Source organism: Actinocorallia lasiicapitis (assembly GCF_054778695.1).
Genome location: NZ_BAAGZI010000756.1, coordinates 1 through 1,141, shown reverse-complemented (window position 1 = coordinate 1,141; position 1,141 = coordinate 1). Strand labels below are relative to the sequence as shown.

General features: G+C 74.1%; 2 protein-coding genes. Both read right to left on the bottom strand.

From position 1 onward, the window contains the following. Positions 1–291: RNA polymerase sigma factor (locus tag ACYVE7_RS34390; RefSeq protein WP_460370800.1), on the bottom strand; the 291-nt coding region annotated here is incomplete at its 3' end. A gap of 107 nt (positions 292–398) precedes the next feature. Then, positions 399–1,141, bottom strand: a 743-nt coding sequence (locus ACYVE7_RS34385; RefSeq protein ID WP_460370798.1) for a S8 family serine peptidase, incomplete at its 5' end; no start/stop codon positions are given.

Sequence of the window (1,141 nt, the reverse complement as noted above, 5' to 3'; positions counted from 1 at the left end):
GGCCGCCGAACGGCGCGGCGCGGCCGTCCTGGCCAGGCCGCGGGATTCGTTGCGGCAGGTCGTGGCGAGCCACGCCCCGACCGACGACGGCTCCCACAACCGTCCGATGTGCTGCACGAGCCGCAGCCAGGTCGCCTGCACGGCGTCCTCGGCGGCGGCCCGGTCGAGCCCGTACGCGCGGGCGATCGTCCACAGCAGCGGCTGGTACCGCTCGACGAGCCCGTCCCAGGCGGCCTGGTCGCCCAGACGTGCCCGCGTGACCAGTTCCCCGGCCCCGGTGTCGCTGACCATCGAGTCCTCTCACGAGGCCTCTCGCTCCGGGGCAGAGGCTAGGCCGCCGAAGGCCCCCGAGGACACGCCGCAACGGCCGTGGTTATCCGACCGTGGCCTACTCGTGCTCAGGTCCTGATGATTGCGCCGAGGTCGGGAAGGGTAGGGCCCGACGACATGACCGCGTCCGTCGCTTCCGCCGGGGATCGGCCGGATGCGAGCCCCGCCGCGATCGTCCCCGCGACGGCCGGAGCCGCGAACGACGTGCCCGACCAGGCCGCGTACCCGGCGAACTCCCCGAACCGCACGAAACTGCTCTCGACGCCGACGCCCTGAGCGCAGGCGTCCACCCACCAGCCGTAGTTACTGAAATAGGCGCGTTCGTCCCCGTCCAGTGCGGCCACCGCGAGCACGGTCTTGAGCGCGGCCGGCCAGAACGGCCGGTCCGAAGCGGTGTTCCCGGCACAGGCAGTCACGACCGTGGCGCGGCCCAGCGCGGCGACCGCCCGCTGCAGCAGCGGCGAGGGCCGGTCGTCGAAGGTGTGGCAGCCGAGCGACAGGTTCACCACGTCGGCGCGGAGCCCGTGCAGCGCCCGCATGACGTCCAGTTCGTCGCCGACCCCGTCGCCGCCGATCACCCGCCGGGCGACGATCCGCGCCGTCGGCGCCTGCCGCAGCACCACCCCGGCGACGAACGTGCCGTGCCCGGCCTGCGCGTCGAGCTCGTAGTCGAGGTCGGCGTCCAGGACCTGGGCGACCTCCTCGCGCTGAGCCGCGTACCAGTCGGACTCCTCCCACCACGGGTGCGGGTCGAGCCCGGTGTCGAGCACCGCGACGATCACCTCGCGCCGCGCGGGCCCCGGCTCGGGCA